Below are 15,645 nucleotides of genomic sequence, written 5' to 3' on the forward strand. Positions count from 1 at the left end.
GCCGCCGCGCGCCGGCATGCCCCCGACCCGGCAGCCGCGCGACTCGGCGGCGGGCGCGACGAGGCGAGGCGCGAAAGACCGGAACGCGAGGGCCGCCACGAGGGCCGCGGTTTCGGAAAGCCCCACGGTCGGGGAAACGAAGGAGGAGAACCGGAATGAGAACCTTAGGACGGGCAAGAACGGCGCTGGTCGCCGCCGTCGCGGTCGTCGTGCTGACCGCCGCCGGGGCGTGCGGTGGCGACGACTCGGACGAGCCGGCGACGCCCGGCGGTGGCCAGTCGGCGGCGGCGAGCTTCCCGGTCACGATCGAGCACAAGTTCGGCTCGACCACCATCGAGAAGGAGCCGACGCGGATTGTCGCGCTCAGTTATGAGGAGGACACCCTCGCGACCTTGGGGATCACTCCGGTCGCGTACGGCAAGAACGAGTTCAAGCCGGACGGCGCGTTCCCCTGGCTCGAAGGGAAGATCGATCTTTCGGGAGCCGCCGCGCTCGACACCTTCTCGGAGCTCAACCTGGAGCAGGTGGCCGGGCTGCGGCCCGACCTGATCCTGGCCACGAACTTCTACGGCCTCGAGGACTACTACGACAAGCTCAGCGAGATCGCGCCGACGGTGGCCTACGGCGAGGAGGCCGGCATCGCCACCTGGCAGGAGGTGAGCACGGTCATCGGCAAGGCCGTCGGCCGCGAGGACGACGTCGCGGCGGCCATCGCCGACACCGAGAAGAAGATCGCGGACTTCGGCGCCGCCCTGCCCGGGCTGAAGGACAAGACCTACAGCTACAGCTACTACTACGAGCCGGACGGGCTGGCCGTGATCGACGATCCGGAGACGATCTCGGTTCAGCTGTACTCCCAGCTGGGGATGCGGCTGTCTCCCCAGGTCACCGAGAACGTCGTGGACCGCTCGCTGAGCATGGAGAACATCGGCGCGCTCGACGCGGACTTCCTCCTGATCGGGTTCGCCTCGGCGGAGCTGCGGACCGAGCTGGGCGCCAACCCGCTGTTCGCCCAGATCCCCGCGGTGGTCGCCGGCCGGGTGTACCAGGCCGACGCGTTCACGGCGGGCGCGGTGAACAACCCGACGATCCTCAACATCCCGTGGCAGCTGGCGGAACTGCGGCCGACCCTCGAGAAGGTCGCCGCCGCCCAGGCCGGCTGAGCCCGCCCGCGGGACCGGGCGGGAGCCTCCCGCCCGGCCCCGCCCGGCCCCGCCCGGCGCTGGCGGGTTCGGACGGTCGGCATCGCGTAGCGCGAACCGTCCGGCTCCCGCGGTGACTCCCGAGCGCTCATGTGTGGGCAGGTGACAGCGGAAGGTCGTTCGCGCTGACAGCCAGGGGGTGTCCACGGGCTCGTAGCAGGCATCCGGCTACGGTGTGGACCAGGATCCGTCGGGCGACGCGGGCGACGGGGACGAATCGCTCACGCCGACGGATGGAGTTCCGGGTGTCCTCAGGCCCTGCGCGTGCCGCCCAGGCCGCGGTGCTGCTCGACGGCCGCTCGTTCCTCGAGGGGCCCCGCTGGCACGACGGACGGCTGTGGGCGTCCGACCAGTACCTGGGCGAGGTCATCGCCCTCGACCCGGACAGCGGCGCCGTCGAGGTGATGGCCAGGACCGTGGGCCAGCCCGCCGGCCTCGGCTGGCTGCCCGACGGCCGGCTGCTCATCGTCTCGATGGCCGACCGGCGCCTGCTGCGCCAGGAGCCCGACGGCGACCTGGTGACGCACGCCGACCTGTCCGGCTACTGCGGCGGCCCGCTCAACGACCTGGTGGTCGACGCGGCCGGGCACGCCTACGCCGGCAACTTCGGCTTCGACCTGATGGCCGGCGAACCGGCGCGGCCCACCGTGCTGGTCCGGGTCGACCCCGACGGCACCACCAGCGTGGCGGCCAAGGACCTCAGCTTCCCGAACGGCGCGGTGATCATCCCGCCGGCCGGGCCCGCCGGGCCGGCGGGAGGGACCCTGGTCGTCGCGGAGACCTTCGGGCACCGGCTGACCGCGTTCGACGTCGCCGCCGACGGAGCGCTCGGCGGTCCGCGGCTGTGGGCCGACCTGACGGACGGCGCTCGCCGGGCCCCCGGGCTACCGGCGGATGACCGCCCGACCGCCCCCGACGGCGTCTGCGCCGACGCCGAGGGCGCGCTCTGGGTCGCCGACGCCTTCCACAACCGGGTGCTGCGGGTCCGCGAGGGAGGCGAGGTCGTCGACGAGGTGTCCACCGGCGTCGAGGGCGCGTATGCCTGCGCGCTCGGCGGTGGCGACGGCCACACCCTGTTCGTCTGCACCGCGCGTTCCTTCGTGCCCGAGGAGCGCGCCGCGACCCGGGACTCGAAGGTGCTCGCCTACCGGGTCGGCGTCCCGGCCGCCGGGCGGTAGCCACCCGGCGGCCACCGCCACGTTCGTGCCCCGGCGCTGCCCGCGCCGCCCGGCGCGTGGGAACATCTGGAGCTCGGCGGATCGGTGGGGGACAAGGGTGGGTGCCCGCGCGCTGGACACGTGCGCCACGGTGATCTTCCGTGGGCTGGCGGTGCTGCGCGGCCTCGCGCTCGTCTTCACCGTCGCCTACGTCGCGATCTGGTGGCGTGACTGGTACGGCGTGCACCCCTGGCGGCTGCTCGGCCCGGCTCTGGTGTTCGCCTGGGGCACCGTCTGCCTGATCGTCACCGCCCGCCGGACGCCGTCGCGGCCGACGGTGCTCGGCCACGTCGCCGTGGGCTGTGCCGTGGGGCTGACGGCGCCGTGGACGGTGCCCGACGCGTCGCTGGGTGACCCGAGCTCGTGGATCCTGATCACCGTCATGCTGGCGGGGCTGCACGCGGTCAACGCGCTGCGCACCCGCTGGTCGCTGGTGGCGCTGACGCTGCTCGCCGCGGCCCATCTCCTGCCGGCCTACCAGCACCGCCCGCAGGTCATCACGTCGACCGGGCTGCTGCTGTTCACCGGCGTCGCGATGCGCCAGGCGGTGGTCCGGCTGCGCCGGGTGGCGCTGGCCGCCGACGCCTGGCTGGACGCGGTCGGCGCGCGGTCGCGCGCCGAGGCGGTCGCGGCCGCCCAGGCTCGGGCGGACCGCGCGCATGAGCGTTTCCTGCATGACACGGTCCTGAACATGCTGGCCGGCCTCGGCCTCGGCGGCGCGGGCGGCGCCGGCCAGGCGGGTCCCGAGGCCTCGGCGGCGCTGGCGCGGGTCCGGGAGCGGTGCCAGCGCATCGTCGCCCAGGTCGAGCGGATGCTCGCCGGCGCGGGGGGCGAGGCCAACCTGTCCATCGGCCCGCCCGCCGGCCCGCCGGCCGATTCCGACGCGGAGCTCGCGCGGCTGATCGCGGAGGTCGTCGAGGAGGCCGGGGACGACGGCCTGGCGGTGACGGTGAGCATCGAGCGCGTCGAGGCGCCCCGGTGGGCCCGGCCCGCGCGCCTCGGCCCGCCGGCCGCAGGGCCGGCGCGGCGCGAGGAGCGGCTGCCGGCCGACGTGGTCACGGCGCTCGCCGCGGCGCTGCGCGAGGCGTTGATCAACGTGCGCAGGCACGCGGGCGTCGCCGCCGCCCGGGTCGACGTGGCGCGCTGGCTGGACGGGGTGCGCGTCGAGGTCCGCGACGAAGGAGCCGGTTTCGACGCCGCCCGGTTCGACCCGGCCCGCCCCGACGAGGAACCGAGCCAGGACGCCGCCGGGCCGGCTGTCCGGGCCGACCGGGCTGACCGGGCCGGCGAGGTCCGGCTGGGCCTGCGTGGGTCGGTGCACGGCCGGCTGGCCGACGTGGGCGGCTGGGCGCGCATCGACTCGGCCCCGGGCGAGGGGACCACGGTCGGGCTGCACTGGCAGGCGCCGCGGCCGGCGGTCGCGGGCTCGCCTGACGGCGCCGACCTGCGCCGGTCCTACGAACGGGCCGCCAGGCGGGCCGTCGGTGTCGCGCTGCTGGCCGGCGTCGCGGTGCTCGCGCTGCCGGCGATCGCCTACCGCGGCCACTCGACGCCCTCACTGGCGGCGCTCGAGCCGATCGTGCCGGTCGCCTCGCTCCTGCTGTGGGCGGTGGTCGCGGCCGGTGCCGGCCTGATCGCCGCCGTCACCTGGCACCGCCCGCTCACCGGTCCCGAGTCGCTGGCGACGCTGGGCTTCGCCGTCGCCTGCGTGCTCGCCGGCGCCGCGACGACCTCCGGTGGCGAGGTGATCAGGATCTACAACTGGGCGGGGATCATCGCCCCGACCCTGCTGCTGTTCTCGATCACGGTTTCCCAGCCGTGGCCGCGCTGGGCCACCGCGGTCGCCGTGGTCTCCGGGACCGCGCTGGCGGTCAGCCTGCCGCGGGTCGGGTCGAGCCCGCTGGAGCTGGTTCGGCTGCTCGGCACGCTCTACGGGTTCTCGACGCTGCAACTGCTGGTGACGGTCGCCGGGCCCGTGCTGATGGCGACCGCGGAGACGACCACACGAGCGGCGGCGCTGGACGCCGAGCTCGGCGCCGCTCAGGAGGCGGCGGCCGCGGTGCGCCGGGACCGGGCCCGCCGCCTCGCCCGGCTCGACCGCGACGTGCTCCCGCTGCTGCGCGCCGTGGTGGACGGCTCCGCCGACCCGCGCGACGAGGACATCCGCCGGCTGTGCGCCAGCCGGGCCCGGGCGCTGCGGCGGATGCTCGTCGGCTCCGGCGGGCGCGCGGGCCCGCTCGCCGAGCTGGAGACGGCGATCGACGCGGCCGAGGCGCGCGGCGCGACCGTGGTGCTGCAGGTCGCCGGGGATCTGGCCGCCGTGCCGCGTGAGGTCCGCGAACAGATCGTCGACCTGGTCAGCGAGACCCTGCTGGCCACGCCGCCCGGGCGGGTGATGGTCACCCTGCTCTGCGACGGCGCGGCCGGCGAGGGCTACCTGTCCTATCCGCTGGCGGCCCCGGAGGCCGCGGCGACCGGTCTCGACTGGCCGGCCGCCCCGGTGGGGGCCGGCCTCGACTGGTCGTCCGTCCCGGAGCCGGAGCCGGGGCTCGCGGAGACCGGCGACGCCGACCCGGCCGGCCCGGAGCCGGCCGCCCTGACCGTCCGCGCCGAGCAGGACGAGGACAACGCGGTCGTCGAGCTGCGCTGGCCGGCGCTCGCGGCGTCGATCGGCTGAACCGACCGAGCGCCGGCCGGGTCAGCGGACGGGCGGGGAGGCCGCGAAGGCCTCGAACAGCCGGGCGACGGCCGGCAGCGCCGCGGTCCGGTCGGCCTCGACCAGCCCGATCCGGGTGCGTCGGTCGAGCAGGTCGTCGACGTCGCGGGCCCCCTCGTGCCGCAGCGCGAACAGCAGCTCGGCCCCGGTGACCGAGGTGCCCGGGGCGATCGGCGCCAGCAGGCCCGGGTCGCCGCCGGCCTCGGCGAGCACCGCCGGCGCCTCGGTGCCGTAGCGCTCCACCAGCCGCCTCGGCGCGTCGATCGCGGCGAGCCGGGCGCGTGGCGCCGAGCCCACCAGCCCCAGCCGGGCGGTGCGGCACGGCCCGGCGGCCAGCCCCGCGTGGGCGACCGCCGCGTCGACCGCGTCGCGCGCCATCCGCCGGTAGGTGGTCAGCTTGCCGCCGACGACGGTGACCACCCCGTCCGGCCCGACCCGCACCGCGTGCCGCCGCGACAGGTCAGCGCTGCGCGCCTCGGCCCGGCCCCCGCGCCGTCGCCACCCGCGGGCGCTCTGGTCGTCGGCCAGGTCGAGCAGCGGGCGCAGCCCGGCGAAGGCGCCGAGCACGTCGGCCCGGTCGAGGGGGGCGTCCAGCACCGCGGACACGACCCCGAGCAGCGTCTCGATCTCGGCGGCGCTCGGGCGCGGCACGTCGGCCACGTCGTCGGCGGGGACGTCGGTCAGGCCGACGTAGACCCGGCCGTCGTCCTGCGGCAGGACCAGCGCGTAGCGGTTGCGCTCGCCCGGCATCGGGACCGTCAGTGCCGTGCGGGTGCCACCGAACGCGCCGGCGGCCACGACCAGGTGGGTGCCCCGGCTCGGCCGCAGCCGGATCTCGGGTGCCAGCGTCGGCGCCCACACCCCGGTGGCGTTGACGACGGCGCGCGCCCGCAGGGTGAACGTGCCGCCGGTCGCGGCGTCCTCGACGAGCGCCTCGGTGCCGTTCAGCGCCACCGCGCGCAGCCGGGTGAGCACCCGTGTCCCGTAGGACGCCGCGGTGCGCGCGATCGCGACGACGAGGCGGGCGTCGTCGACCAGTTGCCCGTCCCAGTAGAGCAGCCCACCGCGCAGCCCGGCCGCACGCAGCGCGGGGGCGAGCTGGTGGGTCTCCACGGCGGTCAGCCGGCGCGGCGGAGGCAGGGTGCCGCTGGGCGTGCGCGCGCCGCGGCGCAGCAGGTCGGCGAACCGCAGGCCCGCGTCCATCGCCGCCGCGTCGGCCTGGCTCACGGCCGGCGTCAGCGGCACCATGATCGGGACAGGGTGGACCAGGTGCTGGGCGGTCCGGCGCAGCAGGATGTCGCGCTCCTGGGCGCTTTCGGTCGCCAGCCGCAGGTCGCCGCTGGCCAGGTAGCGCAGCCCGCCGTGTACCAGCTTCGAGCTCCACCGGCTGGTGCCCCAGGCGAGGTCGCGCGCCTCGGCGAGCGCGACCGACAGCCCCCGGCTCGCCGCGTCGAGCGCGACGCCCGCGCCGGTCACCCCGCCGCCGACGACCAGCAGGTCGACGACCTCGCCGCCGGCGAGCCGGGCGAGCTCCCGGTCGCGCCGCGCCGCCGACAGCGAGGACCCGGGCAGGGGCGAGGGCCCGCCGCCGGCCCCGGTCATCTGGCTCGTGGCGTCCACACCCCGGTCAACGAGCCGGGGAGGGCGTGCCGTCCCAAGTTGGACACCGGTGTGATCTCCGTCAAATGTGAGGGTTGACCGGGAGAGGGGCAGTTCGCGGTCTTCGGGCCGGTGTGCGTGATCACCCGAGGTGTGGATCAGGCCCGGGCCGTCCCCGCCGACGCGGGGATCTCCCTCAGCGTGCGCGGTCGACGGCTCGTCCGTCCATCCCGACCTTCGAAACGGCCGGAGGGTGGCCCGTGGCCCGCGCCAGGCCGGCCTCGCGGCCGGCGGGCCCCGCGCGCTGGCTGTGGCGCGCACCGGCTGGGAGTGACGTGGCGTGCCGGGTCCGGCACAGTGGTCGGGTGAGCGAGTCGCCCGCGGTGGACGAGACCGGATCCGGCTCCGGGTCCATTGCCCGGACCGGGCCGGACGGGGCGGGTGAGCCCGTGTGGTACGGCTGGCGGCGCGCCGGCGAGGAGGCGCGGCTGCCTCCGGCGGCACGGGAGCTGCTGGTCGCCGGGCTTGGGTTCGCCGACCGGCCGAGCCCGCCGGTCGAGCTGGCGGCCGTGCGGCTCGCGCCGTCGAAGCTGCCAGAGCCGGCGCGAGCGGATCTTGTCCGGGTCCTCGGCGCCGAGCACGTGCGCACCGACCACGAATGGCGAGTCCGGCACAGCCGTGGCCGCTCCACCCTGGACCTGCTCGCGTTGCGCGCCGGCGACGCCTCCGCCGCGCCGGACGCGGTGCTGACGCCGGCCAGCCACGACGAGGTCGCCGCGGTGCTGGCGGCCTGCGCCGAGCACCGGGTCGCGGTCGTGCCGTTCGGCGGCGGCACGTCGGTGGTCGGCGGGCTCGCGCCGCGCCGGGCCGGGTTCGCCGCCGTCGTCGCGCTCGATCTGCGCCGGATGGACCGGCTGCTCGACGTCGACCCGGTGTCGCTCACCGCGACGCTCCAGCCGGGGCTGCGCGGTCCGGACGCCGAGGCCCTGCTGGCCGAGCACGGCCTCACCTTGGGCCACATCCCGCAGTCCTGGGAGTACGCCACCATCGGCGGATTCGCCGCCACCCGGTCGGCGGGGCAGGCCTCCAGCGGCTACGGCCGGTTCGACGCGGTCGTCGTCGGGCTGCGGGTCGCGACCCCCGTCGGCGACTGGAAGCTCGGCCGCGCGCCCGCGTCCGCCGCCGGGCCGGATCTGCGCCAGCTCGTCCTCGGCTCGGAGGGCGCCTTCGGGGTGATCACCGAGGTCCGGGTCCGGGTGCGGCCGCTGCCCGCCGCCCGGCGCTACGAGGGCTGGCGCGTCGACGACTTCGCCACCGGCCTCGCGGCGCTGCGCGCGCTCGCCCAGCGCGACCTGCTGCCCGCCGTGGCCCGGCTCTCCGACGAGCTGGAGACGGCGGCCGGCGCCGCGAACGCCCATGCCGCGGGCGAGTCGACGACCGGAGCGCCGGGCGACGCCGGCGGGTGCTACGTCGTGCTCGGCTTCGAGGGCGAGCCCGAGCGGGTGCGCCGGCACGCCGCCGACGTGGCCGCGCTGCTGGGCGCCAGGGGCGCCCGCCCGCTCGGCGCCGAGGTCGGCGAGGAGTGGGTGCGCGGGCGGTTCCACGGCCCGCGGCTGCGCGACGCGCTGCTCGACGCCGGGATGTTCGCCGAGACGCTGGAGACGGCCACGTTCTGGTCGGGTCTGGGGGAGCTGTACGGGGCGGTCCGGGAGGCGCTCGCGAAGGCCTACGCCGCCGCCGGGGTGCCGGCGGTGGTGCTCTGCCACGTCTCGCACCTGTACCCGACGGGCGCGTCGCTGTACTTCACCGTCGTCGCCGGCCACAGCGAGGACCGGTCCGGCCTGTGGGCCGTGGCGAAGGCGGCGGCGAGTGACGCGATCGTCGCCGCCGGCGGGACGATCACCCATCACCACGCCGTCGGCACCGACCACCTGGCCTGGCTCGGGGCCGAGATCGGCGACGTCGGCGTCCGCGTGCTGCGCGCCGTCAAGCAGGCGCTCGACCCGGCCGGCGTCCTCAACCCCGGCGTGCTCATCCCGTAGCGCCGCGTCGCCGGGGCGCCCGGCCGCCCGGCCGGGCGCGCGGGCGCGCGGGCTAGCCGGGGGAGCGCGGCGCGGCCCGGGTGGATAGGCTGACAAAGCCGTCGGTCGCATCGGGTGTGACGCCCCGAGGCGCGGCCACCGGGCTCCTGGTGCCGGGCTTCGCCCGGCCTTCGGGGGACACCGGCCACGGCGCGCGAAACGCTTGCCAGGCGCCCCAGGCGGGGCGCGAAAGGGAGAGGTGCGGAGTGGAAGTCATCGGTGCCGTGGTGATCTTCGCCTTGCTGATGGCGATCCCGCCGCTGTTCGTCTTCCCGCCGCTGTTCTACTACTACCGCAAGAGCCACCCGCTGCGGGTCGAGGCGGAGGCGGCGCGCGCCCGCAAGGCCCGCGAGCTCGCCCACCACTAGCGGCGTGCCCGCCGCCGGGAACGGCGGCGGATTTCTCGGCAACTCGGCGGCGGGGCGGCGGGCGGACAGGCCAGGATGGGACGCATGCCACCCGATCCACCGGCGACCGCCGTGCCTGAGCCGGCGGCGCCGGCCACGCGCGGGCTGATCCTGGTGGGGCCGGGCGCCGCGTTCGGCGGCGAGCTGCTCGTCCGCTTCGGCCTCGAGGGCTTCCGGCTCGGCGTGGTGGCCCGCTCGGCGGACACCCTCGGCCGGCTCACCGGCGAGCTCGCCAGCGCCGGGCTGACCATGCGCGGCGCGGTGGCCGACGTCACCGACGCGGCCGGCTTCACGGCCGCGCTCGAGGGGCTCGCCGACGACCTCGGCGGGCTGACCGTGCTGGTCTACAACGCGAAGCTGTCGATCCGTGGCAACGCGTTCTCCGTCCCGGCCGACGTGCTCAACCAGACGCTCGCGGTGAACGTCACCGGCGCCCTGACCGCCGTCCAGGCGGCGACGCCGTTGCTGGTCGACCGGGTCGGCGCGACGATCCTGGTCACGGCGGCCGGCACCCGTACGGAGCCACCCGGCGGGCGGTTCGCGCTGGCCGTCGGCAAGGCCGGGCTCGCGGCGCTCGCCGCGGCCGTCGGACCGACGCTCGCCGACCACGGGGTGCGACTGCGCACCGTCGTCCTGGACGGCCGGGTCGGCCCGTCCGGCCCGCTGCGCCCGCAGGCGGTCGCCGACCACTTCTGGCAGGCGTACGCGGCCCCGCGGGGCACGGTCTTCCGCCTGGCCGCGCCGGGCCCGCGCCGCGCGGCCGCCACCCTTCCCCTCGAGGTCTGACCACCGTCCGGTATCCGGTCGCCCCTGAGGGCGTACCGGTCCGGCGGCGGCACCTCCCGTGCCGGGTACGTCCTCGCGCGGGACGCCGCCGGCCGGCCGCGCGGCCTCCCGGAGGCGCCGGGCCCGCGGCGGCCGACCGGACGGGGCAGCGGTCAGAAACTGGACACCGTGTGGCGAGGACGATCACGCCCCGGACGCCCCAGAGCGGGCCAGGACGTGCGACCATCCGGAAGATGAGCCGACGGGGTGGGGATGTCCTCGCGCGCGTGGGTCGGCGCGTCCCTGATCGGAGATAACCCCGTGAACAACGCTGCAGACGACGAGGCGTACGACTCGCCGGAGGCGACCCGGCTCCGGCGTGACTCCGGTGACACCGGGCGCAAGGGGCCGAGTCGTCCTGGCGCGCCGAGCGCGCCGCCGCCGCCCGCGGAGTCCTTCCGCCCGGCCGGTCCGCCGCCGCCCGCGGACTGGTTCAAGCCGGCATCCGGGCGGGGTCCCGGCGCGCCCGGTGGCCAGCCCGGCCGCGGGGGCGACACGCCGGCCCGGTCGCGCCGCGACTCCGGCGACGAGACGGTCCGGCCGCGGCGTGACCAGGCGCAGGGCGGCCCGGGCAGCGCCGGGTACACCTCGCAGCCGGGCATCCCGGCGGAGCGCTACCCGACGCCGCGTCCCGGCGAGTACCCGGCACCGGTCCCGCCGGCCCGCCGGACCACGCCTCCCGCCGCGCCCCCCGTGCCCCCGGCTGCTCCGTCGCCGTCGACGTCGGGTGGCACGCCCCGGCCCGCCCAGAACCCCGCCGGCGCGGCTGGGCCCGGCCGGGACCGGCCGACCGAGTACATCGGACGGGTCGGCTCCGAGGACGCCACCGGTCCCCGGTCGCTGAACAAGGGCGCCGGCGCCGGCGAGCCGACCGAACAGCTGCGCTGGGGCGCGCGTGGCGGCCCGGCGAGCGCCGAAGAGCAGGCGACCGCGCTCGGCGGCCAGTACGAAGCCGGCAGGGGAGGCTGGGTCGCCGGAGGGGACAGCGGCGGCTGGGGCGCGGGCGAGGGCGGCGGCTGGGTCGACGGCGCGGGTGCCGGCGGGCCGGGAACAGGCGGCTACGTGCTCGGCGCGCCGGCGACCGGTGGTACGCCCGTCCCGGGCGGCGGCGCGCCCGAGGAGAAGAAGCCGAAGCGGCGCAGGCGCGGCCGGAAGATCGCGCTCATCGTGTTGCTGGTGCTGGTGGTCGGCTTCATCCCGGCCGACCGGCTCGCGGCGAACTTCGCGGTCGGCCAGATGCGCAAGTCGGTCGAGGACAGCCTCGCGGTGAGTCTTGAGCTCAAGGAAGGGGAGCAGCCACCGATCGTGCGCAAGGTGAGCATCGGGGGCTTCCCGTTCCTCACCCAGCCGCTGCTCGGCAAGTTCAAGGACCTCGGCGTCGTGGTGGAGCAGATCCCCACGCCGGGCCCCAAGATCAGTAGCGTGGACGCCCACCTGAAGGGCCTGCACGTCCCGCTCGGGGACGCGATCACTGGCAACATCGGCGAGATCCCGGTGGACGACGTCACCGCCACCGTGAAGATGAACTACACCGACCTGAACGCCTTCCTCAAGGACCAGCCGCTCCACCTGCAGCTCGAGCCGGCCGAGGATGGCAAGAAGGTCAAGCTCACGGGCACCGCGACGGCGGAGGATCTCAACGGCGACCTTGGGGACCTCGCCGATCTTCCGGGGCTGGGCGACATCCCAGGCCTTGGAAATCTGGGGAACCTGGGGATCCCGGGGCTGGGAGACGCCAACCCGCTGTCCGACGCGACTATTGAGTTCAGCGGTATCGGCGCCTTCGAGGTCAAGGACAACATCCTGTTCATCCGGCCGACCAGCATCTCCGGAAAGATCAAGATTGATGCGTTCGGTGTCGACTTCAACGAGGGCGGTGGCCTCAAGCTGCCGCCGGGCCTGACTGCCCCGGTCGAGGTGCCGCTACCGGACGAGCTGCCGTTCGAGCTGAACATCGTTAGCGCCGGCTCGGACGCGACCGGGCTGTCGCTGACCGCGAACGCCAAGGACGTCATCCTGCCGGAGGCCCCGAAGGCCAAGTAGCGCCATGGCCGGCGATCAGCCCTGTCGCCGGCCTGAGCGCTGTCCTTCCAGAGCGCGGGAATCTCCCTGGGAGCGTCCCGGTCGCCGGGTCTGTCGACTAGGTGACCCACGAAGCGGCGGCGTCGAACGCGGCTGTGTCGAATTCCATGATCGATGGAAATCGGTCGTGAGCGTGTCGAAGGTGCTTGAAGTCTCGCGCGCCAAGGGCCCTCCGGGGAGCCCGTGACCTGTCTGGGTGCCCAGGGATGTTCCTGATGTTTCCCGGCATCCCTGGGGCTGACAGTGTTACCTGGTTGCCCGTCGGTGGGGTGACCTGGCGGTGAGGCGCTCCCGGCTGGGCGATCCGGGTCGGTTCAGCGACACAGGTACGCGTTCGCGGACGGGTGACGGCATGCTCAGACCGGTCCGATCCGGATATCTCGTCGACGGGTCGGTACCTTCGTCGCAACGGATGCGGGACGCGTCGGACGACGCGTGCCGACCGGATGGCCAATCGGGAGGAGCGGGAGTCCGGATGGTGGGTGGTGACGTCGTGGGCCGCACGGCGCGTGGCCGGCCGAGGCCGCTACGTGCCGATGGGACCCCGCCCCGTGGGGTACGCCCGGCAGGCGGGCCAAGGGGCCGTCCGTCCGGTCACCCGGCCGGAACCGGCCGGGGTACGCGACGCTACGATCCGGCCATCCCGCAAGATCGGTCGTTTCGAGACGAGGTTGGTCCGGTAGTGACGCCGCCGCACTACGCGTCCCACGCCTGGGGGACGTCCCGGAGTCCGGGTGTCCCGGCGCTGGGCAGATTGGCGGCAGGCGGTCAGAGTGAGCCGTTTCCATCGTCGTTTCGGACGGGGACCGGCCTTCGTGCGCACCGGATGAGACGGAAAAGGCTCAAAGAGCTCGGCGGGGCAGCCCGGCCAGCGTCCCGGCCTGAAGGGGGAGACACGTGTCCACGGCCGTTCTGAGAGTAGTGAGTAACGAATCCGGCCAGATCGTCGTTCCGACGGGGCAGCCGCGGTTCATCATCGGCCGGGCCCGCAACGCGGACTACGTGATGGCCGACAGCCGGGTCTCCCGGCAGCATCTCATGATCGAGTCGACCGCCTACGGCTGGGCCGTGCGTGACGTCAGCTCGAACGGCACCTGGCTCGACGGCCAGCGCATGCTGAACACCGTCGAGGTGCGCGGCGAGACCCGCTTCCGGCTGGGTACGCCGACCGGGCCCGAGGTCATCATCGTCACCGAGTTGCCGGCGCAGCGCTCCGGCTACGACGACCGGTACAGCCCGGACGCCGACATGCAGACGATGCTGCCGAACCAGAGCGGGTACACCCCGCCGCGCGGCGGCAACCGGCCCACCCGGCCGACCCGGCGCGACGACTACGACGACGGCGGCCGCCGTGGCACGGGCGGCTACGACCGCGAGTACGAGCAGGCCGAGGTCAGCGGGCACTCCCGGCTCGACCGCGAGCACGACCGCAGCACGACCTACCCGCTGCGACAGGGGACGATGACGATCGGTCGCGGCCGCGACAACGACGTCACCATCACCGACCTGCTCGCCTCCCGGCACCACGCGCAGCTGACCGTCCGGGGCGGCAACGTCGACCTCGTCGACATGGACTCGGCGAACGGCACGTTCCTCAACGGCAAGCGGGTCCAGCGCGGCCGGGTCAACCAGGGCGACGTGATCGCCGTCGGGCACCACGTCTTCCAGCTCGAGGGCAACCAGCTCGTCGAGTACGTCGACTCCGGCGACGTCAGCTTCGAGGCCGACGGCCTCAACGTCTGGGCGCCGGGCGGCGGCAAGCAGCTCATGCACGACATGACGTTCCGGCTGCCCGGACGCGCGCTGCTCGGCGTCGTCGGCCCGTCGGGCGCCGGCAAGTCGACGCTGCTGAACGCGCTCACCGGCTTCCGCCCGGCGGACAAGGGCACCGTCCGCTACGCCGGCCGGGACCTGTACGACGAGTACGACGAGCTGCGCCGCCGGATCGGCTACGTGCCGCAGGACGACATCCTGCACACCTCGCTGACCGTCCGGAAGGCCCTGGAGCTCGGCGCCGAGCTGCGGTTCCCGCCGGACGTCACCCCGGCCGAGCGCACCGCCCGGGTCGACGAGGTGCTCGGCGAGCTCGGCCTCACCCAGCACGCGAACACGGTCGTCTCCCGGCTGTCCGGTGGCCAGCGCAAGCGGACCTCTGTCGCGCTGGAGCTGCTCACCCGCCCGACCCTGCTCTACTTGGACGAGCCGACCTCCGGTCTCGACCCGGGCATGGACCTCAACGTCATGGAGTCGCTGCGCAAGCTCGCCGACGACGGCCGCACGGTCATCGTCGTCACGCACAGCGTGCTGCAGCTCGACCTCTGTGACTACGTCCTGGTGCTCGCGCCGGGCGGCTACGTCGCCTACTTCGGCCCGCCGCAGGACGCGCTGCCGTTCTTCGGCGAGAGCAACTACCCGCGTGTCTTCCGCGGCCTGGAGGCCACGCCGGGCGCCGACTCCGCGTCGAAGTTCCGGGCGTCGCGGCACTACGTGCCGTCGGCGGTCACCGCGCCGTCGGCCCGGCCGGCCCCGGAGGAGCTGCCCAGCATCCGGCAGCAGACGGTGGTCAAACAGCTGTTCACGCTGAGCCGACGAACATTCGCGGTCATCGCGTCCGACAAGGGCTACCTACGATTGTCGATCGCGTTGCCGTTCGTGCTCGGCGCGATTCCGTTGGCCATCGGCGGTGACTTCAAGGACACCAACGACAACTTCTCGCCCAACTCGGACGCACCCACGATCGTCCTGATCATGGTGTTGTGTGCCTGCTTCATGGGCATGTCGAACTCGATCCGCGAGATCGTCAAGGAACGCGAGATCTATCGCCGAGAGCGGGCGATCGGTCTGTCGCGGGGCGCCTACGTGGGCTCCAAGGTCCTCGTCCTGATGGTCATCTCGCTCCTGCAGGCGATCCCGTTCACGCTCATCGCGATCGGCACCCGGATACCGCCGGACGCGCTGCTGGTGAACACGCTGCTCGAATTCATGCTCGCGGTGTTCGTGGTGCTCTTCGCCTCCGCCATGGTCGGCCTGATGATCTCCGCGCTGGTGGACAACGCCGACAAGACGATGCCGTTGATGGTGGTCGTCACGATGATCCAGCTGGTGTTCAGCGCCGGCATCGTGCCGGTGTCGGGCACGCCCGGCCTGCAGCAGGCCGCCGTCGTCTCGCCCGCCCGGTGGGGCTACGCGGCCATGGCCTCGGTCGGCGACTTCAACCTGCTCACCAAGGCCGGCCTGAAGCGCCCGGAGACCAAGAACGGCCAGGTGGTGCCGAACAGCGAGGTGCCGGTCAACCCGCGGGCGCCAGAGCGGGACGCGCTGTTCGACCACACGTCAAAGCAGTACGTGACCGACATCGGCCTCGGCCTGGTCGGCGGCGTCGTGTTCATCGGCATCACGTCCTGGCTGCTGCGCCGGCTGGATCCGAAGACCAACAAGCGAAGGGCCGCGGCCCCCAGCGCTTGACACCAGAGCACAGCCAGCTAACGGCCGACGGCCGGAGCCCCTCCTGGGGCT

9 protein-coding genes are annotated in these 15,645 nt (G+C 74.8%); 8 read left to right on the forward strand and 1 reads right to left on the reverse strand.

The window, feature by feature from the left end; all coding sequences use genetic code 11:
* Positions 1-155: 155 nt before the first annotated feature.
* The 3 genes from I6A81_RS15740 to I6A81_RS15750 all read left to right on the forward strand — a co-directional run bounded on the left by I6A81_RS15740 (position 156) and on the right by I6A81_RS15750 (position 5,096).
* Entirely contained in the window at positions 156-1,163 is a 1,008-nt protein-coding gene (locus I6A81_RS15740) for an iron-siderophore ABC transporter substrate-binding protein (RefSeq protein ID WP_203005086.1), read from the forward strand.
* 284 nt (positions 1,164-1,447) lie between these two features.
* The gene (locus tag I6A81_RS15745; RefSeq protein ID WP_307874688.1) at positions 1,448-2,380 is read left to right on the forward strand and encodes an SMP-30/gluconolactonase/LRE family protein; all 933 of its coding nucleotides are present in this window, start codon (positions 1,448-1,450) and stop codon (positions 2,378-2,380) included.
* 97 nt (positions 2,381-2,477) lie between these two features.
* The gene (locus tag I6A81_RS15750) at positions 2,478-5,096 is read left to right on the forward strand and encodes an ATP-binding protein (protein WP_203005088.1); all 2,619 of its coding nucleotides are present in this window, start codon (positions 2,478-2,480) and stop codon (positions 5,094-5,096) included.
* A 21-nt stretch (positions 5,097-5,117) separates the two neighbouring features.
* Here I6A81_RS15750 and I6A81_RS15755 read toward each other — a convergent pair whose 3' ends face one another.
* Positions 5,118-6,737, reverse strand: a complete 1,620-nt coding sequence (locus tag I6A81_RS15755; protein WP_203005092.1) for a glycerol-3-phosphate dehydrogenase/oxidase — start codon at positions 6,735-6,737, stop codon at positions 5,118-5,120.
* A gap of 410 nt (positions 6,738-7,147) precedes the next feature.
* Between I6A81_RS15755 and I6A81_RS15760 the strand changes: the two genes are divergently transcribed.
* The 5 genes from I6A81_RS15760 to I6A81_RS15780 all read left to right on the forward strand — a co-directional run bounded on the left by I6A81_RS15760 (position 7,148) and on the right by I6A81_RS15780 (position 15,594).
* On the forward strand, positions 7,148-8,776 hold the full coding sequence (locus I6A81_RS15760) for an FAD-binding oxidoreductase (protein WP_203005093.1): 1,629 nt from the start codon (positions 7,148-7,150) through the stop codon (positions 8,774-8,776).
* Between the two features lie 245 nt (positions 8,777-9,021).
* Complete coding sequence (locus I6A81_RS15765) at positions 9,022-9,183, forward strand: hypothetical protein (protein ID WP_203005094.1); 162 nt, start codon at positions 9,022-9,024, stop codon at positions 9,181-9,183.
* Between the two features lie 75 nt (positions 9,184-9,258).
* The gene (locus I6A81_RS15770; RefSeq protein WP_203005089.1) at positions 9,259-10,008 is read left to right on the forward strand and encodes an SDR family NAD(P)-dependent oxidoreductase; all 750 of its coding nucleotides are present in this window, start codon (positions 9,259-9,261) and stop codon (positions 10,006-10,008) included.
* A 300-nt stretch (positions 10,009-10,308) separates the two neighbouring features.
* Positions 10,309-12,090, forward strand: coding sequence for a DUF2993 domain-containing protein (locus tag I6A81_RS15775; RefSeq protein ID WP_307874689.1), 1,782 nt, complete (start codon positions 10,309-10,311; stop codon positions 12,088-12,090).
* A 936-nt stretch (positions 12,091-13,026) separates the two neighbouring features.
* Positions 13,027-15,594 (forward strand): FHA domain-containing protein, encoded by a 2,568-nt coding sequence (locus I6A81_RS15780; RefSeq protein WP_203005091.1) that lies wholly within the window; start codon positions 13,027-13,029, stop codon positions 15,592-15,594.
* The last annotated feature ends 51 nt before the right edge of the window (positions 15,595-15,645 follow it).

The organism is Frankia nepalensis (assembly GCF_016786325.1).
Lineage (GTDB): Bacteria > Actinomycetota > Actinomycetes > Frankiales > Frankiaceae > Pseudofrankia > Pseudofrankia nepalensis.

Coding starts and splice junctions, on each gene's coding strand:
- I6A81_RS15770 (WP_203005089.1), top strand. CDS start 9,259: ATGGGACGCATGCCACCCGATCCACCGGCGACCGCCGTGCCTGAGCCG.
- I6A81_RS15755 (WP_203005092.1), bottom strand. CDS start 6,737: ATGACCGGGGCCGGCGGCGGGCCCTCGCCCCTGCCCGGGTCCTCGCTG.
- I6A81_RS15740 (WP_203005086.1), top strand. CDS start 156: ATGAGAACCTTAGGACGGGCAAGAACGGCGCTGGTCGCCGCCGTCGCG.